25 protein-coding genes are annotated in these 25,269 nt (G+C 37.8%); 17 read left to right on the forward strand and 8 right to left on the reverse strand.

Annotated elements, in window-relative coordinates:
• Positions 1–16 precede the first annotated feature (16 nt).
• From ACFFIP_RS00400 to ACFFIP_RS00420, 5 genes are all read left to right on the forward strand, one after another.
• The gene (locus tag ACFFIP_RS00400) at positions 17–1,024 is read left to right on the forward strand and encodes a lysophospholipid acyltransferase family protein (protein ID WP_382385574.1); all 1,008 of its coding nucleotides are present in this window, start codon (positions 17–19) and stop codon (positions 1,022–1,024) included.
• Between the two features lie 97 nt (positions 1,025–1,121).
• A complete protein-coding gene (gene hppD / locus ACFFIP_RS00405; protein WP_382385575.1) occupies positions 1,122–2,216 on the forward strand; it encodes a 4-hydroxyphenylpyruvate dioxygenase in 1,095 nt (364 codons plus the stop codon).
• A gap of 356 nt (positions 2,217–2,572) precedes the next feature.
• Positions 2,573–3,697 carry a DUF4221 family protein gene (locus ACFFIP_RS00410; protein ID WP_382385576.1) on the forward strand — a complete coding sequence of 375 codons (1,125 nt, stop codon included), beginning with the start codon at positions 2,573–2,575 and terminating at the stop codon, positions 3,695–3,697.
• A gap of 158 nt (positions 3,698–3,855) precedes the next feature.
• Positions 3,856–5,589 (forward strand): phospho-sugar mutase, encoded by a 1,734-nt coding sequence (locus tag ACFFIP_RS00415; protein ID WP_382385577.1) that lies wholly within the window; start codon positions 3,856–3,858, stop codon positions 5,587–5,589.
• A 183-nt stretch (positions 5,590–5,772) separates the two neighbouring features.
• Positions 5,773–6,336, forward strand: coding sequence for a hypothetical protein (locus ACFFIP_RS00420; protein WP_382385578.1), 564 nt, complete (start codon positions 5,773–5,775; stop codon positions 6,334–6,336).
• A gap of 75 nt (positions 6,337–6,411) precedes the next feature.
• Here the strand turns inward: ACFFIP_RS00420 and ACFFIP_RS00425 are convergent, their stop codons facing one another.
• A complete protein-coding gene (locus tag ACFFIP_RS00425; protein ID WP_382385579.1) occupies positions 6,412–7,356 on the reverse strand; it encodes a succinylglutamate desuccinylase/aspartoacylase family protein in 945 nt (314 codons plus the stop codon).
• Positions 7,357–7,444: 88 nt separating this feature from the next.
• On the opposite strand from ACFFIP_RS00425, the gene murB reads away from it, so the two are divergent.
• The gene (murB, locus tag ACFFIP_RS00430; protein WP_382385580.1) at positions 7,445–8,458 is read left to right on the forward strand and encodes a UDP-N-acetylmuramate dehydrogenase; all 1,014 of its coding nucleotides are present in this window, start codon (positions 7,445–7,447) and stop codon (positions 8,456–8,458) included.
• On the opposite strand, the gene ACFFIP_RS00435 is transcribed toward murB, so the two are convergent.
• Positions 8,455–8,937 (reverse strand): deoxycytidylate deaminase, encoded by a 483-nt coding sequence (locus ACFFIP_RS00435; protein WP_382385581.1) that lies wholly within the window; start codon positions 8,935–8,937, stop codon positions 8,455–8,457. The two genes, murB and ACFFIP_RS00435, sit on opposite strands and share 4 nt — an antisense overlap.
• 156 nt (positions 8,938–9,093) lie before the next feature.
• On the opposite strand from ACFFIP_RS00435, the gene ACFFIP_RS00440 reads away from it, so the two are divergent.
• The 4 genes from ACFFIP_RS00440 (at position 9,094) to ACFFIP_RS00455 (ending at position 11,621) form a co-directional block, all read left to right on the forward strand.
• Positions 9,094–9,375: a DUF202 domain-containing protein gene (locus ACFFIP_RS00440; protein ID WP_382385582.1), complete on the forward strand. Its 282-nt coding sequence runs from the start codon at positions 9,094–9,096 to the stop codon at positions 9,373–9,375.
• 58 nt (positions 9,376–9,433) lie between these two features.
• The gene (locus ACFFIP_RS00445; protein ID WP_382385583.1) at positions 9,434–10,417 is read left to right on the forward strand and encodes a TerC family protein; all 984 of its coding nucleotides are present in this window, start codon (positions 9,434–9,436) and stop codon (positions 10,415–10,417) included.
• A gap of 45 nt (positions 10,418–10,462) precedes the next feature.
• On the forward strand, positions 10,463–10,672 hold the full coding sequence (locus tag ACFFIP_RS00450) for a hypothetical protein (protein ID WP_382385584.1): 210 nt from the start codon (positions 10,463–10,465) through the stop codon (positions 10,670–10,672).
• A 61-nt stretch (positions 10,673–10,733) separates the two neighbouring features.
• Positions 10,734–11,621: a Ppx/GppA phosphatase family protein gene (locus ACFFIP_RS00455; protein ID WP_382385585.1), complete on the forward strand. Its 888-nt coding sequence runs from the start codon at positions 10,734–10,736 to the stop codon at positions 11,619–11,621.
• Positions 11,622–11,637: 16 nt separating this feature from the next.
• Here the strand turns inward: ACFFIP_RS00455 and ppk1 are convergent, their stop codons facing one another.
• Complete coding sequence (gene ppk1 / locus ACFFIP_RS00460; RefSeq protein ID WP_382385586.1) at positions 11,638–13,758, reverse strand: polyphosphate kinase 1; 2,121 nt, start codon at positions 13,756–13,758, stop codon at positions 11,638–11,640.
• Positions 13,759–13,877: 119 nt separating this feature from the next.
• Positions 13,878–15,833, reverse strand: coding sequence for a DNA topoisomerase (ATP-hydrolyzing) subunit B (gene gyrB / locus ACFFIP_RS00465; RefSeq protein WP_382385587.1), 1,956 nt, complete (start codon positions 15,831–15,833; stop codon positions 13,878–13,880).
• A 378-nt stretch (positions 15,834–16,211) separates the two neighbouring features.
• Here gyrB and ACFFIP_RS00470 point away from each other — a divergent pair, with 378 nt between their 5' ends.
• The 4 genes from ACFFIP_RS00470 to ACFFIP_RS00485 all read left to right on the forward strand — a co-directional run bounded on the left by ACFFIP_RS00470 (position 16,212) and on the right by ACFFIP_RS00485 (position 19,074).
• On the forward strand, positions 16,212–16,964 hold the full coding sequence (locus ACFFIP_RS00470) for a bacteriorhodopsin (RefSeq protein ID WP_382385588.1): 753 nt from the start codon (positions 16,212–16,214) through the stop codon (positions 16,962–16,964).
• Positions 16,965–17,047: 83 nt separating this feature from the next.
• Positions 17,048–17,392: a hypothetical protein gene (locus tag ACFFIP_RS00475; RefSeq protein WP_382385589.1), complete on the forward strand. Its 345-nt coding sequence runs from the start codon at positions 17,048–17,050 to the stop codon at positions 17,390–17,392.
• Positions 17,393–17,417: 25 nt separating this feature from the next.
• Positions 17,418–18,215, forward strand: coding sequence for a lycopene cyclase family protein (locus ACFFIP_RS00480; protein ID WP_382385590.1), 798 nt, complete (start codon positions 17,418–17,420; stop codon positions 18,213–18,215).
• On the forward strand, positions 18,202–19,074 hold the full coding sequence (locus tag ACFFIP_RS00485; RefSeq protein WP_382385591.1) for a Brp/Blh family beta-carotene 15,15'-dioxygenase: 873 nt from the start codon (positions 18,202–18,204) through the stop codon (positions 19,072–19,074). Before ACFFIP_RS00480 ends, ACFFIP_RS00485 begins: the two co-directional genes overlap by 14 nt.
• Here the strand turns inward: ACFFIP_RS00485 and ACFFIP_RS00490 are convergent.
• Genes ACFFIP_RS00490 through glsA form a run of 3 tightly spaced genes read right to left on the reverse strand, consistent with a single transcriptional unit; the run spans position 19,071 to position 21,225 of the window.
• Complete coding sequence (locus ACFFIP_RS00490) at positions 19,071–19,448, reverse strand: CoA-binding protein (protein ID WP_382385592.1); 378 nt, start codon at positions 19,446–19,448, stop codon at positions 19,071–19,073. The two genes, ACFFIP_RS00485 and ACFFIP_RS00490, sit on opposite strands and share 4 nt — an antisense overlap.
• The gene (gene glsB, locus ACFFIP_RS00495) at positions 19,445–20,398 is read right to left on the reverse strand and encodes a glycine N(alpha)-acyltransferase GlsB (RefSeq protein ID WP_382385593.1); all 954 of its coding nucleotides are present in this window, start codon (positions 20,396–20,398) and stop codon (positions 19,445–19,447) included. Before glsB ends, ACFFIP_RS00490 begins: the two co-directional genes overlap by 4 nt.
• A gap of 11 nt (positions 20,399–20,409) precedes the next feature.
• Positions 20,410–21,225, reverse strand: coding sequence for a lyso-glycine lipid O-acyltransferase GlsA (glsA, locus tag ACFFIP_RS00500; protein WP_382385594.1), 816 nt, complete (start codon positions 21,223–21,225; stop codon positions 20,410–20,412).
• A gap of 246 nt (positions 21,226–21,471) precedes the next feature.
• Here glsA and ACFFIP_RS00505 point away from each other — a divergent pair, with 246 nt between their 5' ends.
• On the forward strand, positions 21,472–22,305 hold the full coding sequence (locus ACFFIP_RS00505) for an SDR family NAD(P)-dependent oxidoreductase (protein WP_382385595.1): 834 nt from the start codon (positions 21,472–21,474) through the stop codon (positions 22,303–22,305).
• Between the two features lie 2 nt (positions 22,306–22,307).
• Here the strand turns inward: ACFFIP_RS00505 and ACFFIP_RS00510 are convergent, their stop codons facing one another.
• The gene (locus ACFFIP_RS00510) at positions 22,308–22,985 is read right to left on the reverse strand and encodes a hypothetical protein (RefSeq protein ID WP_382385596.1); all 678 of its coding nucleotides are present in this window, start codon (positions 22,983–22,985) and stop codon (positions 22,308–22,310) included.
• An 88-nt stretch (positions 22,986–23,073) separates the two neighbouring features.
• Here ACFFIP_RS00510 and ACFFIP_RS00515 point away from each other — a divergent pair, with 88 nt between their 5' ends.
• A complete protein-coding gene (locus ACFFIP_RS00515; RefSeq protein WP_382385597.1) occupies positions 23,074–23,970 on the forward strand; it encodes a class I SAM-dependent methyltransferase in 897 nt (298 codons plus the stop codon).
• An 85-nt stretch (positions 23,971–24,055) separates the two neighbouring features.
• On the forward strand, positions 24,056–25,234 hold the full coding sequence (locus ACFFIP_RS00520) for an aspartate aminotransferase family protein (RefSeq protein WP_382385598.1): 1,179 nt from the start codon (positions 24,056–24,058) through the stop codon (positions 25,232–25,234).
• Positions 25,235–25,269: the final 35 nt, after the last annotated feature.

A 25,269-nucleotide genomic window follows, 5' to 3' on the forward strand; every position in this document is an offset into this window, starting at 1 on the left:
AGGAAGGGTTGTTAATATGAAAAATGCTTTTAATTCAGCACTGCGTTTAATCGTCAAATTGGCTCTAAACCTTTACTTTAGAAAAATCAAAGTATTTGGACAAGAAAACATCCCAAAAGGGAAAGCTGTCATCATCGTCGCCAATCACCAAAATGCCTTGATAGACCCCATCTTGATCGCTACCCATACCCCATTAAAACCCCATTTCCTAACCCGAGCATCAGTTTTTAAAAACCCTATCGTAGCCAAAATGCTGGATTTCATCAGAATGATCCCAATATACCGGGTGAGAGATGGGATTGACAACATGGGCAAAAACAAAGAAACTTTTGATAAAAGTGTCAATATTCTTTTGGAAAAGGGGTCAATCCTGATTTTTGGTGAGGGAAACCACAGTCTTCATAGGAGTTTAAGGCCTCTGAAAAAGGGGTTTTCCAGAATTGCTTTCCAAGCATTAGAAGCTGACCCTGAACTGGATTTGGTCATTTTACCAATCGGGATCAATTTCAGTAATCACAAAAAATCAGGAAGCAAAGTTGGCATATATATCGGAGAGGCTTTTCCAGCCAGAGATTTTTACCCAAAGCATGAAGCCATAATGACTGAAACTCACAAGAGAATGCAACCCCTGGTCACCACGCTTCCGGAAGATAATTATGAACAATGGGTAAAGACGATGGTAAAGCATAAAATAGATCTGACAAACCCGATTGAAGTAGAGAGATTCTTTAACAGTAAACCTGCATTAGCCGAAGGAGAAACGATATCAAGCCCCTATTTCACCAATAAGGTAATGAAAGTCCTGCATTTCCCTGTTTACTGGACATGGCTCAGCATCAAATCCAAAATCAAGGACCCCACTTTTACTGCAACCTTTAAATTTGTAATTGGATTGGTTTTTGTTCCGGTTTGGTACCTGATCCTTTTTTCAGTGCTACTTGTTTTAGGCTGGTCAGAATGGCTGCTTCCTTGGTCATTTTTGGGCGTCATCTACTTGATCAGCAATACAAATGGTCCCTCTTAAGTAATTAATTGGTGCATTAGATCCAATACCGGCTAGAAAGCTTTTCCAAATTTTCTATCTTTGGAAGTAAGAATTATAAACCCAAAAAATATAAATCATGGAACAGGATTTTCTTCCCATTAATGGGACAGATTATGTAGAAATGTATGTTGGCAATGCTAAGCAATCAGCGCTTTACTATCAATATGCATTTGGTTATGAATTGATAGCCTATTCCGGCCCTGAGACAGGCGTAAGAGATAGGGCCTCCTATGTATTAAAACAAGACAAAATCAGACTGGTATTGACCACACCTCTACAGGAAAACCATCCTATTGCTGACCATATCAAAAAACATGGTGATGGGGTCAAAGTTTTGGCTTTATGGGTAGATGATGCTGAAAAATCATGGAAAGAGACCACTTCAAGAGGAGCAGTTTCTTATGAAGAGCCGAAAACATTAACAGATGAATTTGGAGAAGTGAAGGTAGCTTCTATCAGGACTTACGGTGAGACCATCCACACTTTCGTCGAAAGAAAAAATTATAAAGGCGTATTCTTACCTGGATTCAAGGAAAGAAAAAGTGAATATAAATCCACTCCTATTGGCTTAAAATATATTGATCACTGCGTGGGTAATGTAGGCTGGGGTGAAATGAACAAATGGGTGGATTTCTATGAGAAAGTGATGGGATTCAACCTTTTGATCACTTTTGATGACAAGGATATCTCTACAGAATATTCAGCCTTAATGTCCAAAGTAGTCTCTAATGGCAACGGATTTATTAAATTCCCGATCAATGAGCCTGCAGAAGGGAAGAAAAAATCCCAGATTGAGGAATACTTGGACTTTTACAACGGACCAGGCGTACAGCACATGGCCATTGCTACGGATGATATCATCCATACAGTTTCCGAGTTGAGAAAAAGAGGAGTGGAATTCCTGGAAGTACCAGCCGTCTATTATGATGACCTATTCGAAAGAGTAGGAAAAATAGATGAAGACCTTCAGCCTCTCAAAGACCTCAATATTTTGGTTGACCGAGATGAAGAAGGGTACCTGTTGCAAATTTTCACCAAACCTGTCCAAGACCGACCTACCTTATTCTATGAAATTATTCAAAGAAAAGGAGCTCGCTCCTTTGGAAAAGGCAATTTCAAGGCACTTTTTGAAGCTATAGAGAGAGAACAGGAATTAAGAGGAAATCTCTAAGAAAACACTCAAAATTTAAACTGGCTTTTGGTCTATGTTCGCATGGATCAAAAGCCTTTTTCTTTATTTTGATTATCCGCAATTTTGTTGGTAGAATAATTAAATAACTGAAAATAAGTTAAATATCCATTATTATCAATCTTCGGTCTTAGGTATCTACCACCTACTTGTGGGTAGACAACCTTCAAAGGAAATTTGGCTACTGGTTTCGTGCCGGATAATCATTTTTTTTATAAAATTTCCCTTATTCTGCTGATTTCAAAAAACAAGTGCAAAAAAATTATTCACCTAAAAAAATAGGGTTTTTATACTTGAATTAAAACTATTTTTTTATTTTTACAAAAACTCACTTTTATATGAAAAAACATTATCTCATATTATTGACAGTAATAGCATGTGCTTGCGGAAAATCATCAAACTTGGAAGTTAAAAACAACGGGTTCCAGTTATTGGTTGACCAGGATACTGTGCTGATTGATTCTAAAGGTGAGATTTTGATGGCAGCTGTAAACATGTATATTTATGATTTGAGCCCAGATAGAAACCTCTTGTACAGTTTTGATCGAAAAACAAACTCACTTGAAATACTTGACCTTGCAAACGAAAAATTAGTCGAACAAAGAAAATTTGCCACTGATGGCCCCGATGCAGTGAGCCGTTTCCCTCAAAAACTTCTTTCATTCGGTAATGACGAGATTTTGATCATGGGCTTTGAAAAAAGCGGGATTTACACCACTCAAGGTGAATTTGTAAAAGAACTGGCCTTAAGTCCGACGATGTACCAACAGCCTGAGGAAATTAAGGACTTTGGCTTCCGAAGCGATTTCATTTTTCTTAATGATTCTACCGTATTGACAGGAATCATGAGCTTTCAGGATATTTATCCCTACCTGGTAAGACTTCATTTGAATCAAAAGGCATTGAGCCTCATTAAATTTGATCCCATTAAAGAACTTGAAAAATTCAAAATCGAGGTTGAAAATCCAAAAATAATATATACAGGTAGTTTTAATCAGGTGAAATCAGGAGACAAAATTTTGATCTCTTCGAATTTTTTCAACGACGTCTATATTCTGAATCCTGATAATGGGGAATTTACCCATCAAACATTCAAAAGTGAATTAACTGCAAATGCCAAGACTACAGGACATAAATCCATGGTCTCCACTCCTGAAGAGTTCAGAGAAGAAATGAAATTGCTCAATCAACAAATTGAATTTGGAAGATGGCTCTGGGATGAAAGCACACAGCATTTTTATAGATTATCCTTTTACAAATTACCCGATGAGGAAAACGAAGATTTGGCAAATGTTTACTTAACCGTTTTCGACCAAGAACTCAACATGCTGGGTGAAAAAATGATACCTGACTACCGAAAAGTCCCTGGAACATACTTTGCCAAAGATGGCGCTATCTGGATCCATGAAAACTTGGATGACGAGTTGGGATTTGTCAGAATAAAAATCAATCAGGGGCTATAAACTTTACCTTTTCAAAAATCATCAATAAGCAGAGAGCTACTTTTGAAACAAGCATATTTTGATAAATAATTGACTTTTTTCTATTATTCAAGTCTATAATTTATGGCATTATTTGCCGATTTTTCTAAATTGGAGATTCATTATTTAATTTTTCCCATATGACTACAATTGACCCTATGATCATAGCCAAAGCACAAAGCTGGCTGAACGGTAACATTGACAAAAAAAGCAAACAAAAAATACAGGCTTTGCTTGATGCACCTGATAAGACTGAATTAATCGATTCCTTTTATAGGGATCTGGAGTTTGGTACCGGTGGCCTAAGAGGTATCATGGGCGTTGGTTCCAATAGGATGAATGTCTATACGGTAGCGATGGCTACTCAAGGACTTGCCAATTACTTATTAAAGTGCTTTCCAGGTGAAGATATCAAGGTGGCCATTACCCACGATTGCCGCATCAACAACACCCTTTTTGCTGACACAACTGCGAATATTTTTACCGCAAATGGCATCAAAGTAAAATATTTCAGGGAGTTACGACCCACACCCATGTTGTCTTTTGCGATCAGATATTTTGGTTGTAAAAGTGGCGTAATGGTCACAGCTTCCCATAATCCTAAAGAATATAATGGCTACAAGGCCTATTGGGATGATGGTGGACAGGTAGTGGCTCCCCATGATAAAAACATCATCGATGAGGTTCAAAAAATCACTTCCTTCGATAATGTGAACTGGGATAAAAATGACAGCTTAATCGAATACATTGAATCAGATTTTGATCAAATTTATCTGAATGAAGTCAAAAAACTGAGCTTGTCCCCAAATGAAATCATGCTGGAAAAGAACATGCCTATTGTCTTCTCTCCTATTCATGGAGCCTCAGGTAAAATGGTACCTGCTGCGCTGAAAGCTTTTGGATTTAAAAATATCCATGTGGTCAAAGAACAGGCTGAGCCTGATGGTAATTTCCCGACCGTTATCTACCCTAACCCTGAAGAAGCTGAGGCTCTGACCATGGCTTTGGAATTAGGTAAAAAAACTGGCGCAGAATTGATATTGGCCTGTGACCCTGATGGCGACAGGTATGCAGCATGTGTACCTGATGGTAAGGGCGATTATGAACTTTTGAACGGAAACCAAACCGGTTCTTTGTTGACGTATTATCTTTTGAATAAATGGAGAGAACATGGCAGGCTTACTGGACATGAATTCATGGTCAACACTATTGTCACCACTGAATTGATAGATGAAATCTGCAAAGGATTCGGGGTAACCTGTTATTCTGTTTTGACCGGATTCAAAAACATCGCAGAAGTAATCCGCAACTTGGAAGGTAAAAAACAATATATCGGAGGTGGAGAAGAGAGTTATGGCTATTTAGTTGGAGATTTCGTGAGGGACAAAGATGGCGTATCAGCCTGCGCCATGGTTTCCGAAATTGTTGCCTATTACAAGACCAAAGGTATGACGGTAAGGGATGTCTTGGCTGAAATTTACATGCAGTTTGGATTCTATAAGGAATCCTTGATCTCTGTGACCAAAAAAGGCAAGGATGGCGCTGAACAAATTCAGGCATTGATGGCTGGATTTAGAACCAACAGACCTACTGAAATGAATGGCATCAAGGTGGTCAAAGTAGTGGATGTGAAGGAAAGTAAAATCTATGATCTTGTAAATCAGACAGAGACTGAACTTAAAATGGATAAATCCAATGTAATTCAGTTTTACCTCGAGGATGGCAGCAAAATATCAGCAAGGCCGTCAGGAACTGAACCAAAGATCAAATATTATTTCTCAGTTCATGAAGCACTTCCAAACAGGGAGGCCTATGATGCGGTAGCGGCCTCTCTTGACAAGAGATTGGAAGGCTTGAAGAAATATTTCCAATAAAATTAAACTTCAGAAATGTATGTAGGCACAAAAGAATCGATTTGAAACCGAACTTTTGTGCCTCTTATGTTTTATTATTCCTATTGAGTACAAAAATTTAATATTTCCTTTATTTTTGCTTCATGAGGTGAAACAAGACTACCTCTTCTCTGCGTCTTATTAAAGCAATCAAAAATCCCAACAATGAAAGTATTCAGTAAAATTATCCCCATCATTCTGCTTCTCGCGGTATTGACAGGATGTGATAAAGATGAAAGACCTGATTATTATTACAGGTTCAAAATCAATGGCGTACAAAAGGAATTCAGGGCAAACAGAGATGCCAACATTGTCTTTATTGAAACAGGCGGGCTTAATACTACCACTTTTACCATGGTCACAGGTAATGATCCAAATAAAAATTCCTTAACAATACAATTACGAACAGTAGAAGATGTAACACAAGGTGTCACCTACATTATGCAGGAACCGGTATTTGTAAGCGGTGTTTTGTCTCCAGCATTAACCTTCCTTTATTTGGATGAGAATGGAAAAATCTTCTTGGGAGGTAGATTACAAAGTGAAAATCCTGGCGCCAGGGATAATGGTTCGCTAATCTTTACTGACATCACCACAGAAGGAAGTTACGGAAGATTCGAGGCAGTCGTTTTTGATGCTGAAGATGAAACAAGTGAACTTTCGGCCAGACAGGCATTTACAATTACAGACGGGGAATTCTTTTTACCAAACTTTGTTTCCTTAAGGTAATCCCATAGAAATGAGGGTAAAAACTCCAATAATCTTAATCATCAAAGGCTATCCGCACTGGATAGCCTTTGATGTTTAATCCCCTACCTTACCCACATGGACCAAAGCATCACCGGAATTGACAACAGGATTATTGTTGAGCCCTACGACAAAACCATTATTGGTGGCTTTGATGGGTATTTTAAGTTGCCCGTATGGATCCGAAATCTTGGCCAATACCTGCCCTTTTTTGACCTCATCCCCCAGTTTGACCGAAGCTGTAAAAATCCCTGAAACCTTAGCCCTGACCCACGAACTCTCTTTGACCATGATGGTGTGCCTTGCTTCTAATTGACCTTCAATCATGCCCAAATGGATCAGCATCCGTTTGGTACCCAAAATGGCTTCTTCAACTGCATAATCATCCAATCGCATGGATTCTCCACCTTCATATACCAAAATATGCTTCCTCCTTTTGTAGGCTTCTTTTCTGAATGATTTGTCAATATGAGGAGAGTTAAGAATAAAATGTGTCCCAAATGCCTTTGCCAATTCCATTCCCTTTTTGTCTTTATAGTCCACTCTTATTTGAGGATAATTGGAAAGCATTCTTCCTCCTGTATGAATATCTATGCCATAATCTATTTGCGGAATAATATCATTGGTAAGGATAAAAGCAATTTGGGATGCCAGTGAACCTTTTTTACTTCCCGGGAAACTTCTGTTGAGATCCCGACCATCCGGAAATGTCCTTGAATTACTCAAAAAACCATATACATTGACCAAGGGGATAAAAATAATGGTCCCCTTTATGGGATTGATGACCTCTTCTTCCAGCATTCGCCTTACGGCAACAATACCATTGATTTCATCTCCATGAACTCCACCTGACAACAGGACCACAGGTCCATCTTCTTTTGCCCTTCTGATAAACACAGGCAGATCAATCAGGGTATGGGTGGGCAGCCTCGCAATAGCGATTTCAATATTCAATGATTGTCCAGGTCTAATCCTAACTCCGTTAATAACAATTTCTTTCATATCAATTTAAAAAGAAGATCTTCTGAAAACGCATTTCACCTTTCAATTTGCTTAATTTCTTGTTTAATTCGCAGGAACGTTTCCCGTCATGAATATACAAGAAAACATTTCTCTTCTTCCATACAATACTTTTGGGATAGACAAAATTGCAAGATATTTTGTTCAGGTAACTTCAGAGAAAGATATCCAAAATGCCCTGGATTTTGCTGAAACCAAATTCCTACAAGTAATAATTTTAGGAGGTGGTAGTAATATTCTACTAACTCAGGACTTACAGGCATTGGTTCTAAAAATCGAAATCAAAGGGATAAAGCTTATTTTTGAAGATGAGGAAAATGTTTTCGTAGAAGTAGGCGCCGGAGAAAACTGGCATGAATTTGTCCTTCATTGCATCCATAAAAATTGGGCTGGAGTAGAAAACCTATCCCTCATTCCCGGAACGGTAGGTGCTTCACCCATGCAAAATATTGGCGCTTATGGTGTAGAAATAAAAGATGTTTTCCATCAGCTCAAAGCACTCAACCGGAAAACAAAGGAAACAGAAGTATTCAATTGGGAAGATTGCGCATTTGGCTATAGGGAAAGTGTGTTTAAAAACAAACTCAAAGACCATTACATCATTACTCAGGTAGTCTTCAAACTTTCCAAAAAACCTGTTTTTCATACAGAGTATGGAGCTATTCAGGAAACCTTGGAACAAATGGGTGTGGCTTCTCCAAGTATCAAATTGATCAGTGATGCCGTAATTCAAATCAGACAGAGCAAACTTCCTGATCCTAAAGAAATTGGAAATGCCGGTAGTTTTTTTAAAAACCCAACCATTTCAAAAAATCATTACATGAAAATTAAAGATAGTTATCCCAACGCTCCTGGATATCCAACAGAAGAGGGAATAAAAGTTCCTGCTGCTTGGCTAATTGAACAGGCTGGCTGGAAAGGTAAAACTTTTGGAAAGATCGGCGTGCATGGCAAACAACCCTTGGTATTGGTCAATTACGGAGGAGGTGACGGTAAGGCTATCAAAGAACTGAGTAGGGAAATCCAAAAATCAGTGCATCAAAAATTTGGAATTTTACTCCATCCGGAAGTCAATTTCCTTTAGATCAAAGGATCTTCAAAAGCGATTTCCTTTGGATACTTGACCACTTTTACTCCAAATTTTTCGAGGAAGCTAACGCCCTCATCGAAAGGTAAACCCTTATATTCGGCATAGGAGTACATATACACCACCTTGGTAATCCCCATAGAATAAATAATCCTTGCACATGCCAGGCAAGGCGCCAAAGTCACATATAGCGTAGATCCTTCTACAGATGCATTGTTTTTTACTGCATAAAGAATTGCATTCTGCTCAGCATGGATAGCCAAGGTACAGCTTCCTTTACTGTCTCTTGCACACCCTGTTTCAGGAAACTCCTCATCACAATTATGGGTGCCAGAGGGAGGGCCATTATATCCTATTGAGATTATTCTTGTTTCTTTGGTCAGAACAGCCCCAACATGTTTTTTGATACAATGTGATCTTTTGGCCAAGTTTACAGCCAATTCCATAAAAATATCATCAAAATGCGGTCTATCCATACAGAGTCAAGTCAAGTATTGAGTTGCTAGCACCAAAAGTAAGTAAACTGTAAAATTTATAGCAGCATTCCGTCAAAATTTCAATTATTTGTAATCAATATTACAGTTTTTTACATGATTTAATCAGACCTTTGTAGCCTGAAAAAATTGACATTCATGGAAAAGGAAAATTTAACGGAAAACGAACTAATTGTAAGAGATTACCTGGCCCGTCAAAGAACCTATTTGGCAAATGACCGTACTTTGCTTTCCTACATCAGAACTTCTCTATACTTTTTGGTCAGTGGGACCGCACTTATGGAAGTAAGGGCATTGGACCATATCAGTGATTTGGGATATTTGGCATTTGGATTAAGCTTAGGTATGCTTTTGTTAGGTTTTTTTAATTATTTCAAAGTAAAAAGAAAACTCAGAAAACATTATTACCAGAGCATGTAGTTTTTGATAAAAAGAACACCGAATTAAATCTTCCCATACCGCAATAGTCCTGTACACGTTGAACTACTTCCAAGAAGAAGGCTATGTTTTAATATCCTTCGCCATCATGATTTTCGGATTATTGGCCATTGACCTTTATGTGTTCAATAAAGAAGCACATAAAGTTTCTACGAGAGAAGCCCTGAATTGGTCTATTGTCTGGATTGGATTGGGTTTAGTGTTTGGAGGATACATATATTTCGATTTTGGACCGGAAAAAGCCTCTCAATATTATTCTGCTTTTCTAATAGAAAAAGCATTGAGTGTGGACAATTTGTTCGTGTTTATCCTGGTTTTTCGCTTTTTCAAAGTTCCTGACAAGTATCAGCACAAAGTATTGTTTTATGGAATTTTAGGCGCCATATTCCTTCGCGCAATATTTATTTTCTCTGGTGTAGCGCTGATCAACAAAACCTTTCTTCCAGAATTTTCCTGGATGGGAAGGACCTTTCATATTAATATAATCCTCACACTTTTTGGAATTTTCCTTTTGGTAGCGGGTTACAAATCTTGGAAAAGCGAGGATGATAATGAAGAAAAAGATTTCTCAAAATCTTTGGGCATCAAGTTAATCCATCGACTATTCAGGGTGGATCCATCCTATCATGGAGGTAAGTTTTTCATTCTGAAAGATGGAAAAAGATTCGCCACACAACTCTTGGTGGTAGTAGCAGTGATTGAATTTACAGATCTGATATTTGCAGTGGATTCCATTCCGGCAATATTTGCCATTTCTCAGGACCCAATTATTCTATACACTTCCAATATCTTTGCCATTCTTGGACTTAGAGCCCTATATTTTCTTTTGGCAAACAGTTTCGAGATGTTCCATTATTTACAACATGGCCTATCATTTATCCTGGGATTCATAGGATTAAAAATGATCCTCGCCGCCACATACCATGTACCTTCTCCTTTATCTCTTTTGGTTGTTTTTTTAATCTTAACCATAAGTATTATCATGTCATTGAAAAAATACCGATCAGAAAAAAAAGCATACTAAGGTTTACTTTGGTCAAATTATTGTATTACCTTAAATCAAAAAGCCATGAAAACCTTAGGTATTATTTTAATTATTGCAGGAATTGCGATGTTTTTCATCCCAGGAGTCAGTTTTCAAACAGAAAAAAATGTGGTAGACCTTGGACCTATAGAGGTTAATAAAAAAGAAAACCACAATTTAAACTGGCCAAATTATGCAGGAGGTATTGCCATCGCCGGGGGCTTAGCCTTGTTGATTGCAGGCAGAAAAAAATAAAAATGAAGGTCGCTTATAAACTCTTTATGGTTAATTTCGCTTATTACCAATCCATAGAAAATTGAGATTAGCAGCCGTAGACATTGGTTCCAATGCCATCAGGTTACAGATAACAAACGTAACACATTATGATGGAAATTTCACATTCAAAAAACTGGAATACCTCCGTTTCCCTTTACGATTGGGGATGGATGTCTTTCATTCCCAAAAAATATCTGATAAAAACAGAAGGAAATTCATCAAACTGATGAAAGCTTTCAAACTCCTGATTGACCTTTATGAAGTTGATGATTACATGGTCTGCGCCACTTCTGCTATGCGGGAATCCAGTAATGGACGTGAAATAGTTGAAGAAGTCAAAGAAGACATTGGTCTAAAAATCAATATTATTGATGGAAATCAGGAAGCAGAATTGATCAATATGGCTTTGGGAACCTATATTGATGAAAAATCGTATTTGCACATCGATGTAGGCGGAGGAAGTACAGAACTCAATATTTACTCCAAAAGACAAAAAATTGCTTCGAAATCATTTAAGATTGGTTCTGTTAGAGCTTTGGATGACAATATTCCCTTGTCTGTATGGAAAAGCATGAACAAGTTTATTGCCGAAAAAATTGGTGAAAAAACAAAAATCATTAGTATCGGTACAGGGGGCAATATCAATAAAATTTTCGAACTAAGTAACCCAAGAAAGAACAAGAGATACCTGGACATGGAGAAAATAAAAGAAATCCAATCTTACCTGGAATCATTCTCTTACGAAGACAGAATCAATAAACTTAATCTCAATCCTGATAGGGCTGATGTTATTATACCCGCCTCAAAAATCTACCTTGCTGCTATGACCGCAGCAGGCTCCCAAAAGATGATTGTCCCAGATGTTGGGCTTAAAGATGGTCTAATGCAGGTATTATACGCAAAAAACAAAAACAAAAAGCCCCTTTGAATGGGGTTTTTTGCTATTATACTAATTGTACTTTCAAGACATCTTCTACTTTTACATCAAAGAATTCTTTATGTACATTGAATTCCTCTTCACCTTCTTTAGGGAATTTCGGTTCATAAGTTCCGTCTTCCAACATCCTATAAGTGTTCACATTGTCTTTTAGATTAAATGCCAAAATATTCATCAGCTGCTTTTCCAATAAATTATCTTCAACTCTAAAAAGTGATTCAAGCCTCTTGTCAAAACTCCTGACCATCATATCTGCTGAACCAGCATAAGTTCTGGTATGGCCATTATTATGAAAATGATAAATCCTCGAATGCTCCAAAAAATCACCCACTATTGACAAAACCTCTATATTTTCACTCAATCCTTTTCGTCCAGGCCTGAGACAACAGATTCCCCTAATAATCAATTTAACAGGCACACCGGATTGGGAAGCTCTGTATAAAGCATAGATGATCTCAGAATCCTCAAGAGAATTCACCTTGATAAATATACCTGACGGAAAACCATTCCTGGCATTTTCAGCCTCTTGTTCTATAAAAGCAATCAACTGATTACGCATATCTCTTGGCGCAGTAATCAGATTTTGATAAGTGCTTGGCATCGAATGCCCGGTAATTACATTGAAGAACTCAGAAACATCATTGGCCAGTACTTCATTCGTGGTCAAAAGACCTATATCTGTGTACAGCCTGGCAGTATCCTCATTATAATTCCCAGACCCTAAGTGTACAAACCTGGTAACCCTATTATCATCCTTCCTGACAATAAGCAGAAGCTTGGTATGGGTTTTCAGATTACTGATGCCGTAAATAACAAAACAACCTGCTTTTTGAAGCTTTTTGGCTTCCCGAATATTATTTTCCTCATCAAATCTTGCCTTCACTTCAAAAAGAACAGAAACGTGCTTGCCGTTTTCCGCTGCTCTTAAAAGTGCTTTTGTAATACGCGAATCCTTTGCCAACCTATAAATGGTCATTTTGATCGCCATCACATTCGGATCATCTGCAGCCTTTTCAATCAGATCCAGGATCGGATCAATATTGTTGTAAGGGTGATGCAAAAGAATATCCCTGTTTTTTAATACTTGAAATATATCATCTGTACCTTCCTGTGGATAAGAAATAGGTGGAACCGGAGCAGGCATTTGGGAAATTTTATCCTTAAACCTTCTATTGCCGACTACTTGCCACAACCCTGTGAAATCAAGCATACTGGCCCTCTCCACTTTAAAAATACTATCATCCTGAATATTCCATCTTTCTTTCAAAAGGTTAACCATCCATTTGCTGTACCCCTCTTCTATTTCAATCCTTACTACCCTACCGGTTTTTCTTTCATTCAGCTTACGCTTTACCTCTTCAAGGAAATTCGCATCCATATCTTCACTTTCCTCTAAGGTAAAATCTCCGTTTCTTGTAATCCTAAATAGATTAATGGATTCAATGTTCACATTCCTAAACAGGGAAACTATATTCTCTCGTATCACTTCCTCAATAGGAATATACACCACAACATCCTCCCTCTCTACCTCAAAAAACCTTGGAATATTGGCCGGAATCTGTACAAATGAAAGCTTCCTGTTTTCTTTTTTATCTCCGGGGGCCAAAGTAACCACACCAAAAACCAAAAGTTTATTCATCAGAATAGGAAAAGTTCGGTATCCATCAAATACCATTGGCGTCAGCATAGGATATACTGCCTTTAGAAAATAAGATTTGATATAATCCTGCTCTTCAGGCGCTAGGTTTTTTACATTACTCAAAATAAAACCACTTTCAGACATGTTTGGTAGGAGATTTTTCAAAAAATGTTCCTGTTGCCTTTTGTGAAACTGCTGGCACTCCAACATTAATTTCATTTTAAATGGCTCTTCCCTCAGACCTGAATAGTCCACACGTTCTTTATCATAATCCAGATAATTATACAGGGAGCCTACACGGATCATAAAGAACTCGTCCAGATTTGATGCTGTAATGGCTAAAAACTTCAGTTTTTCAAAAATTGACCTTGATTCTTTTTTAGATTGATCAAGCACACGTTCATTGAATTTCAGCCAACTGAGGTCCCTACTGACCAAGTCACTGCTTTCAATGATACTGTCGAATTTATCTTTATTGGCTATGTTCATATTTCGATGGTATTAATGCAAATCTAATAAACTACTTACTTGATTTGCGAAACTTAAGTTTAATAATTTATTCATAAAAAAAGGGGCAAATAGCCCCTTTTTTCATCTAATAAAACTTATTAAGTATCAATTTTTGCATACTTAGCGTTTCGCTCAATGAAATCTCTTCTAGGAGCAACTTCATCGCCCATCAACATAGAGAACAAATGATCTGCTTCTGCTGCTGATTCAATGGTCACCTGCTTGAGCGTTCTGGTATTTGGATCCATAGTGGTACTCCATAGCTGCTCTGGATTCATTTCACCAAGACCTTTGTAACGCTGAATATTGACTGAGTCTTCCTTGCCCTCTCCGGCCATTTCCCGAGTGAGTATTTTCCTTTCTTCTTCTGTCCAACAATAACGCTCATCTTTGCCTTTTTTCAACAAGTACAAAGGAGGCTGGGCAATATACACATAGCCTTTTTCGATCAAGGTCCTCATATACCTAAAGAATAATGTCAAAATCAATGTCCTGATGTGGGAACCATCAATATCAGCATCCGTCATGATGATAATTTTATGGTATCTCAGATGGGTAAGATCCAATTCTTTGTCATCATTAACAGTCCCAATCCTTACCCCAAGCGCAGTGAGGATATTTTTGATTTCATCATTATCATAAATTTTGTGCTCATGGGCTTTTTCCACGTTCAGGATCTTACCCTTCAGAGGCAAAATTGCCTGGAAATCTCTATCTCTTCCTTGTTTCGCAGAACCTCCTGCAGAGTCTCCTTCCACCAAATATAATTCGGACACAACAGGATCAGAGTTGGCACAGTCAGCAAGTTTACCTGGTAATCCACCACCCCCTAAAACGTTTTTCCTTTGTACCATTTCGCGGGCCTTTCTTGCTGCATGCCTGGCCTGAGCTGCCAAGACTACTTTACCCACTATAATTTTAGCCTCCTTCGGATGCTCTTCCAGCCAAGTCTGAAGGACCTCAGATACCGCAGAATTGACCGCTCCCGATACATCAGAGTTACCAAGTTTCGTTTTAGTCTGACCTTCAAATTGAGGTTCTGCCACCTTGACAGAAATCACAGCGGTCAAACCCTCCCGAAAATCATCACCAGAGATATCAATCTTCAATTTGTCTAACATCCCAGACTTATCCGCATAGGACTTTAAAGTCCTCGTTAGAGCCATTCTAAAACCAGACACATGTGTCCCCCCCTCATAAGTATTGATAGTATTCACATAGGATACCACATTCTCTGAGTAAGAAGAGTTATAATTCATGGCAACCTGTACAGGTACTCCATTTTTCTCTGCTTCAATGTAAATTGGGGTATCGATAATTTTCTCCCTGGTTTCATCCAAGTATTGAACAAATTCAACCAATCCACCTTCAGAGAAAAATTCATCCTTTCTTGGCTGCCCATCTTCAACTTCTCTCAGGTCTGTCAAGGTAATTCTGATGCCTGCATTTAGAAACGCCATTTCCCTCAATCTATTGGCGATGGTTTCATATTTATATTCCCCAACATTAAAAATACTGAGATCAGGCTTAAAATGGATAATCGTCCCTCTCTTATCTGTTGTACCGATCTCCCTCACAGGATACTGGGGAACACCTATCTTGTATTCCTGCTCATATATTTTACCTCCACGGTGTACAGTAGCTTTCAAATCTGTAGAAAGAGCATTCACACAAGAAACACCTACCCCATGAAGACCTCCTGATACTTTGTACGTATCTTTATCGAATTTACCTCCAGCATGCAGTACAGTCATGACAACTTCCAAAGCTGACTTCTTCTCTTTCGGGTGCATATCCGTAGGAATACCTCTTCCGTTGTCTTCAACAGTAATGGAATTATCTTCGTTTACAGTAACATGAATGGTATCACAATGACCTGCTAAGGCCTCATCGATAGAATTATCTACAACTTCCCAGATCAGGTGGTGTAAACCTTTTATGCCTACATCCCCAATATACATCGCAGGTCTTTTCCTAACTGCTTCTAAACCTTCTAAGATCTGGATATTCCCAGCTGAATAATCCTTCTGATTTCCTTCTTTATTTTCGCTCATAACTTGTTTAAAACACCTTTTTTCTTTCCAAAAAAGAGATTTTTTATTTCAACAATCAACCCGTAATAATACACAAAAAAATCGAGAGCACATACCTTTTGGAACAATGAAATCCCAGTCAAAATTTTCTAAAAATCCATATTTTACACTTATAAGTAAATTCAAAATATTATTTTAAAAAGTTAGATTTTTACCACACACACCTTTTTTATGAAAATGACTTTTTAACACCTCTTAACCCTGTTTTGCAACTGTTTATATACAAGTGTTTAACATTATGAGTTTTTCATTAAACAAATTTTATTCTGTATTGATTATCTACCTATCGATCACCAAAATAATATTTCAAAATTATTAACCATTTAAAAACAATTATCTATGAACACCATTTTATCCGCAGATTTAGTTGGTCTTGATAAGATCATCAACAGTGACCCGGTTGCCATCACCTTTTTCATAGGTTACATGGCAATGTTTGCTTCAGCTGTATTCTTTTTCGTAGAAAGAGGATCAGTAGATGGAAAGTGGAAAACTTCACTTTTGGTATCAGGCTTGATTACAGGGATTGCAGCCGTCCATTATTACTACATGAGGGATTTCTACCTGGAAACAGGTCAAAGCCCAACTGCATTCAGATATGTGGATTGGACTTTAACTGTTCCTTTGATGTGTGTGGAATTTTATTTGTTGACCAAACCTTTCGGAGCCAAAGGAAGCACTTTGTTTAAATTAATTCTAGCATCTTTAGTGATGTTGATCACTGGTTACATCGGAGAGACTTCAGGTATTGAAAGTAATGTAATGTGGGGCATCTTCTCCACCTTTGGCTACTTGTACATCGTATATGAAGTGTTCTTTGGCGACGTGGCAAAATTGGCCAAAACTTCCAAAAGTCCAGCTTTGGGACAGGCAATGTTCCTTTTGAAAATCTTTATCACATTAGGTTGGTCAATTTATCCTATCGGATACATGGTGCTCCCAGGAAATTTATTATCAGGTGCATTTGAAGTGAGTAGCATAGATTTGTTCTATAACTTGGCTGATGCTATCAACAAAATAGGATTTGGTCTTGTAATTTACTCTGTAGCAATCGCTGAAACAGCAAAAAACAGAAAAGCCGTAACTGCCTAAAAATTAAAACCCATCCTGAACATTTCAGGGTGGGTATCTTTTAAGTAATATCAAAATTGCACTGAGACCAAAACTTAAAATCCATGAATGCCCCCCATGTAACCTATGATTTCATTGTAACAGGATTTGGCTGCGCAGGAATGAGTTTGCTGTTTTATCTTTTGAAAGGTAGCCTGAAAGATCAAAAGATTCTCATCATCGACAGTTCTGAAAAAACCATCAATGATCGGACGTGGTGCTATTGGGCTGAAAAACCACTTGAAATCCACCCAAAAAACAGCCCATTAGTCTTCTGGGAAAATATCAGCATTTCCAATGGGAAAAATAAGATCAAAAAACCTCTTGGGAAACTTAAATATTTCCACGTTAGCTCCTCTGATTTTTATAATGAAATAAAAGCGTTCGTTAATACTTTTCAAAAATGTTAATTTCATCCATGACACAGTAAACACCATGGAAGAAATCGAACAAAATTCCGTGATTGTAAGGACATCACTAGGAAATGTCTATTCAGGCAAAAAAGTCTTCAATAGCATCCCTGATAACTCTTTGATAAACCTAAAAAGCAATATTCTAAGGCAGGTTTTTGTAGGATGGAAAATCAAAACCAAGAATTCTTGTTTTGAGCCGGATACAGCTGTCATGATGGATTTCGTAAATCCTGAGGAGGATAAAACGGACTTTTTCTACATCCTTCCATTTAGTGAAAATGAAGCCTTGGTGGAATACACTGCATTTACCACTCAGCCAATTGAATTTGATTCAATGGAATGTGAAATCAGTCATTTCATTCAGGAAAAACTTGGACAGGATATTTATGAAATAACTTTTAGAGAGCAAGGGAGCATCCCCATGACTACTTTTCAATTCGCCAGCCAGCAAAATAAGAATATTATTAATTTGGGAAGCATAGCTGGCTGCGGAAAACCAAGTACAGGATATACCTTTCACACTATCCAAAAGCACTGCCAAACGATTGTTAATGATCTCGAAAGTAAGCTCATGAAAGACAATCCTTCTTGGCAAAGAAACTTTCGCTTTGGTTTTTATGATAACATCATACTGAATATCGCCAAAAAATGGCCTAAAGCTTTGCCAAAGGTTTTTTTTAATCTTTTTGAAAAAAATTCAGGAGATGATGTTTTACGATTTTTAAATGAAGAAACCAGCCTGAAAGAAGAAATAAAACTCCTTTCTCGCTTAAAATTCCCCATTTTCATTAAATCTCTGATTCATTATGAACAACATTGAAAAATCCGGTAAAATTTTGGGAATTGCGATTGCATTAGTCTACTTGTTATTCTTTCAGGGAAACCAGAATTTTGAGTGGATTCTTTTTGGTACAATTTTACTGACCATTGGTATACCTCATGGGGCCTTGGATCATTTACTGCTTAACCCTATGATCAACAACAAGGGTCTTGTGAAGTTTATCTTCAAATATATAGTTATAATCATCTTGTATTCAATCATTTGGATCTTCTTCCCCATTCCTGCCCTTCTTGCTTTTATTGCCATGTCTGCCTATCATTTTGGCCAAAGCCATTTTATCTGGACAACATTAACTTATCAAAAGAATATTATTTACCTGTTGACGGGAGTTTACTACTTGAGTGTCATCTTTTGGGGAGACTTCAACAATACTGCAGCAATCCTAAATAATCTGATCAATATCGAGCCCTTACAGCATTATGGACTGCCGATTATCATTAGCAGTCTCCTCATTAGTATTGTCTTAATAAACAGAAATAATCTTAAAAATTGGAAAATCCTAAGTTTAGAAATGATTGTTGTTGGCATTTTACTATACCAGTTGCCCCTTTTGGTAGCTTTCATCATCTATTTTGGATTTTGGCATGCCGTCCCAAGCATGCACGAAGAATATTTGTCTCTGAAAAATTATTTTTTCAAGAATAAATTAAAAAGCTTTATCATGAGAATGATACCTTTCACTGCTGTGAGCATAGGAGGAATGATAGTTATTCTTGCTTTATTCTACTCTAGCAGTGAAGCGGAGGAACTGATCCTCATGTTTTTTATTCTTGTTTCCTTGATTTCAGCACCACATATTTGGTACATGAATCTTTTTTTGGAATCTAAAAAAAGTTAAAACTGCCCAGTACTCAATAGCACTAAATTACATGCCTGACAAACCTGGATATCATTTTTCTTTGCCAAATCATATAGTTCGGGATTTTCAGTTCCTGGATTAAAAATAATTCTTTGTGGCTTTAATGATAAGATATAATCATACCATTCCACCTGATTTTGAGGACCAAGGTACAGCGTGACAGTATGCACATCATTCACAGATGGCCTTTCCCTTATATTCAGGATTTTCTCACCAAAGACCTCACCCTCTTTAATTCCTACAGGAACAAAAGGGATTCCCCTTTCTGAAAACATTTCCGCAGCCACATAGGCATATCTCATTGGATTGGTAGTTGCACCAAGTATGACCGTTTTCTTGACTTCTTTATTCATCTGCTTCCAAACACCCTATCCCTCTCAAAGGTTTCCAAATGCCTATGTTTTTTGCTCTCATAGATATCTTCCAAGGTAATCAAAATACCTGTCTCCTCAACTGCCCCAAATTCATCATTCAGCGCAGTACCAAATGTTTTCATCGTAGGGGAAAGATTCATGTAGGTGTTAATCAAGGGAGGAATGTTCTCACCATACGATCTGATTTTGCTGTTCAATAATTTATACCCTTCCTTGTAATCCAGACCATCAAACATACCCATGAAAGCCTTTTCATCAGTAAAATACCCCAACCTTAAATGTTCAAGAGGCATTACTAGATTATCCTTGTCCGGAAAATAGTAATGCATGAAGTAAAGCAAAATATCCCTCGCTTCTTTGTTATAATGTGGATACATGGTCACTTTACCAAATAGATACTTGATATCAGGATTCAGCATCACTACAGCGCCCAAACCATCCCAAAGATTATCCAATGAAAACAAACCTTTCCTGTTATTGACACTTGGCTGATACATTGGCTGAACAAATGACCTCCCAAGCTCTATGGTAAATGGAATATAATTATTCAGGAATCTTTCAGAAAAAGAAAAAAGATGGGCTGTTGACAGATTTATCTGACCATGTTCATCCATTCCTGCATGCTTACATTTGATCAACCTGTAACCTGCCACAATCTCCTCATCTTCGGGGTTCCAGGTAATCAGCTGTTTATAGCAATTTTCATTGGTATCTTTCTCATCCAGATCCAAAGACAAGCCAGTACCTCCACCAGCTCCTCTAAATGTCAACTCTCTTAACCTCCCTATTTCTCTCACAGTATTAGGGGAATCATGATAGTCTACCAAATAAATATGATTGTTGCCGTTATTCGTGTAACGTAAAAATTTTTCAGCAGTCAGTTCACTCTTCAAAAGGGCACGATCAACAGGGGGTATAACTACTTGCATATATTTATAATTTAAGCCATTTGGTAAACCAATTTCTTGACTTCCTTGGCCCATTCGTTTTCACTTTTTGATTGATCAAAATACTTGTAAGAAATCGGTTTTCCTATATGTATAACAACTTTTTTACCTCTTTGCGAAAACATTTCGTCCGCAAGATAAAACATCTCAATATTCGACTTTATGCCAAGCTTTTTTCTAAGATTGGCAAGATTGTAGAAAAAATTGGAATTCCTTCCTTCAATATAAACAGGAACTACATCTTTCTTGTATTTTTTGGCTTTAGACACAAAACTCTTTTTCCACTCTAAATCCAATATTCCGGAAGCCTGCTTTCTTGAAACCAACCCGGCAGGAAAAACCAAAACAGCATGATTCCCTGCATAGGTTTCTTCTATCAGTTTACTCACTTCCCTACTATTTGCACCATGCTTGTTAACAGGCACAAACATTGGCTCAAAGTTTTTGATATTGGTCAAAATATCATTCACCAAAAACCTGATATCAGTCCTATATTTCCCCAAGGCATACATGAACGCTATCCCATCCATACCCCCTAAAGGATGATTGGAAGCAAAAATCACAGACTCATCCTTTGGAATATTCTCTTCACCCGTCAAAGAAACCTCTACTCCGAACTCCTCAATCAACCCATTGACAAAATCAATGCCTTGCAAATGACCGATTTTGGCCATGATTTTATTGATTTCAGACTCATGCACTATACGCTTGATATAACTGATCACAAAACCTGGCAGCCATTTATGCAGGCTGGCATTTTTATTTTTGAGCACTTGCTCAATATCTATAAATGGTTTCTTCGGTTCCAATAGCCTTTAATAAAATACTTACAGACGCCCATAGTTTATCAGTAAACCTTTGATTTACAAAAGTTAAACAAACATAATTAAACTAACAGCTTCTGTTTAAGGTGATTTTTAAGAATTTATAAGCCTTAAAATTACAAAATTTTATCAAATGATTAAGAAAAAATTAGAAAGGCAGAATTTTATATTTATCACCAATGGATCAAACTCTCCCGGCATTTTTTTAGTTACACTTGAAATTGATATAAAATGAAAATTGCGATCACAGGACCGACCTCTGGAATAGGAGAAATTACGTTCAAAAAATTAGCCTCTTCTGCTGAACAGCTTTTTTTATTGGCAAGAAATAAAGAAAAAGCAACTCAATTAATATCTGAACTCCCAAAAGCACATCAGGAGAAAGTCATTTTCGTTCCCCTAGACCTTGCTGATTTGGACTCAGTCATAAAGGCCTCTGAATTAATTAAAAGCCAATCGGATTTTCTGGATATTTTAATCAATAACGCCGGAGGAATTTTCAATAAGAAACACATAACCAAAGATGGTTTTGAACTTTCATTGTCGGCCAACCATCTTGGACATTTTCTTTTGACGCATCATCTGATGGACTTGTTACTGAAGTCCAAATCCCCAAAAGTCATCAATTTAAGCTCTGAAGCACATAGGGCCGCAAAAGTAAATTTTGAAGACTTAAACTACGAAAAATCCAATTACGCTTCATTTAATGCATATGCAAATGTCAAGTTATTCAACATCCTCTTCACAAAATCCCTGAAAGAAAAATATGGAGAAAAAGGTTTACAATCATTTGCACTGCATCCTGGTGTAGTCAAAACCAATTTTGGACAGGAAAGCGGAGGAATATTCAAACTCTTTTGGAAATTGGCCACACCATTTATGATTACTCCTGAAGAAGGAGCCAAAACCACACTTTATCTGGCGCAAACAACATTGCCAAATTCCTTTAATGGCTATTATTTTAAAAACTCAAAACCTCTTACTCCGTCCTCAACAGCAAGGTCAAAAGAAATGAGGGATCAGCTTTGGTCGTTAAGTGAGGAAAAATTGGCAAAATGGCTTTAAAACTAATCAAATAAAAATAACAGTACTTTCTTCATATCTTCACTGCGCTCAGGTTTAAGTTTCTCTACTTTCACATATTGTCTTAATGCATTGTACTGATCTTTAGCCAGTTCTTTAAGTCCGCTGGTATTGCCCTTGAACTCCTGAGATAAGAGACCGTTGAGTTTAAAAAACCTGACATCCGGCCTGTAAGTGTCATATTGTGGCCCTGTATAACCATCCTTGAGATTGGTGGGTTTGACCAGATATTTGAAGTGCAGGGCAACGTATTTTTCTTGATCATTCTCGAAAAGAATTTCAACTATCCTTTCTTTTCCTTCCAAGTACTCTAAGCGGAACATTTTTGGCTGTTGCTCCAATGTCTGTAACCATTCCCAATTTTTCAAAACCAAAGGATCACTTTCAGGACCTCCGGTCTGTATGTAAATCTCATCCTTTTCTGGTAAAAAATTGAAAGGAATATTTTCATATACCTTTCCACTTTTCAATGAAATATTGGCAGCTATGGGCTCATCATACATAAAAGGTGTCCCTTTTACACCATCACTTTTCACATTGAAGCGAAAAGCCCTGCCATAATCAACCTCCTGCTGCTTCAGAGAAGTAACAGACTGTGCCCTCACAAAACCAATCACTGACAACATAAACATCATCATCAGCAGTAATTTCCCTTTTTGCATAGTAATTTAAATTTTCACCTTTAATTTCGTCATCAATTCTGAGAATTAAAACCAAAACCCAGATCAATTATATCATTACTTTTGTATTATGAAAGAAAGTATTTTGTCTTTGACACCCCTTCATTGGAAAGATTACGAGCTGATCGATACTGGAGGATTTGAAAAATTGGAAAGGTTTGGACAGTTTGTATTGAGCAGACCTGAACCACAGGCAATTTGGGACAAGAGTTTGAATGAGGAGGAATGGAAAAACATGACCCATGCCCATTTTACCAAAGAGAAAAACAATCCCGAAAAAGGACAGTGGAAAGAGCTAAAAAAGATTCCACATAATTGGCAACTCTCTTACCAAAACACAGATGGATTGAAAATGAAGTTGAATCTTGCCATGACTTCATTTAAACATATCGGACTTTTCCCCGAACAGGCGGTCAATTGGGATTATATCTCAGACACGTTAAAAAAGATGCCTGTAAAAAAACCAAAAGTTCTTAACCTCTTTGCTTATACAGGAGCAGCATCCGTAGCAGCAAAAGCTTGTGGCGCTGATGTAACGCATTTAGATGCAGTAAAACAAGTGGTCACCTGGTCCAAACACAATATGGAATCTTCAGGTTTGGATGGTATCAGATGGATAGTGGATGATGCCATGAAATTTATCAAAAGAGAGGTCAGAAGAGGGAATAAATACCATGGCATTATCCTGGACCCTCCAGCCTATGGCAGAGGACCCGATGGGGAAAAATGGATATTGGAAGAACAGATCAATGAAATGCTCAAATTATGCGCAGAATTACTGGAACACGATCACCATTTCCTGATTCTCAACATGTACTCGCTAAGCTTTAGCTCTATCATCGCAGCCAATCTGGTCAATTCCAACTTTAAGGAAGTTAACAATGCTGAGCACGGAGAGTTATATCTCGTAGATCGGTTCAATAAAAAACTACCCCTTGGAATCTTCTTTCGCTTCAGAAAAATCTGACCCTTCCCTGACTAGTGATTGGTAATTAGTTAATTGGTAATTACCACTTTCAAAATCTCGCTTCTATTTTCTAACAGTCTACCCAATGAATAACCGCCAACTCTTTCTTTCACACTTAGCACAAACCACTGATTTTCCTCTTTTGATTGAAATCGAAAAGGCAGAAGGAATCTATATGTATGGGCCGGAAGGGAGAAAATACATGGATCTGATCTCTGGAATAGGCGTGAGCAATGTAGGCCACAGACATCCTAAAGTGATTCAGGCTATCCAAGGCCAATTAGACAAATATCTTCACCTGATGGTTTATGGTGAATATGTGCAAAGCCCTCAAGTTAAATTAGCCAAAGCCCTGACCGATACCTTGCCTGCCCATATGGACAATGTCTACCTTGTCAATTCGGGAAGCGAGGCTGTGGAAGGTGCCCTCAAACTTGCAAAACGGTATACCAATAGAAGGGAAATCATCTCTTGTGTGAATGCCTATCATGGTTCTTCACATGGATCCCTTTCTGTTGGTGGAAATGAGATTTTCAAGAGAGCTTATAGACCCTTATTACCAGGAATAACCAATATAGAATATGGCAACTTAGATCACTTGGACCAAATCAATGAAGGAACTGCCGCGGTCATCATGGAAACTATTCAAGGTGAAGCGGGAATAAGAGTAGCAGAAAAAGAATATTTCCAGGCTTTAAGAAAGAGATGCAACGAAACCGGTACGCTCCTGATTTTGGACGAAATTCAGGCTGGATTTGGAAGAACAGGTAGGTTTTGGGCTTTTGAACACTTTGACATTGTACCGGACATCCTTGTTTGTGCCAAAGGCATGGGCGGAGGAATGCCTATCGGGGCATTTATTGCCAACAAAGAACTCATGGGCGCCTTCAAAAATAATCCACTGTTAGGCCATATCACTACCTTCGGCGGTCATCCAGTATCTTCGGCTGCATCTCTGGCCACAATAGACGTGATTTTGGAAGGAGATTTAATCGGACAGGTGGAAAGCAAAGCCAATTTATTCAAAAAACTGCTTGTCCACCCTAAAATAAAATCCATCAGAAACAAAGGGCTGATGATGGCCGTGGAATTTGAATCATTTGAAGTACTGAAACCTATCATAGACCGGGCTATTGAAAAGGGAATCATCACTGATTGGTTCCTGTTTTGTGATGATGCGATGCGGATTGCACCACCTTTGGTCATCACACATGCAGAAATTGAAATTGCCTGCCAAATCATCCTACAATCCATAGAAGGTTAAACCTTCTATGGGCTTTCCACCATTACAAATCCCGA

Source organism: Fontibacter flavus (genome assembly GCF_042432905.1).
GTDB lineage: Bacteria > Bacteroidota > Bacteroidia > Cytophagales > Cyclobacteriaceae > Fontibacter > Fontibacter flavus.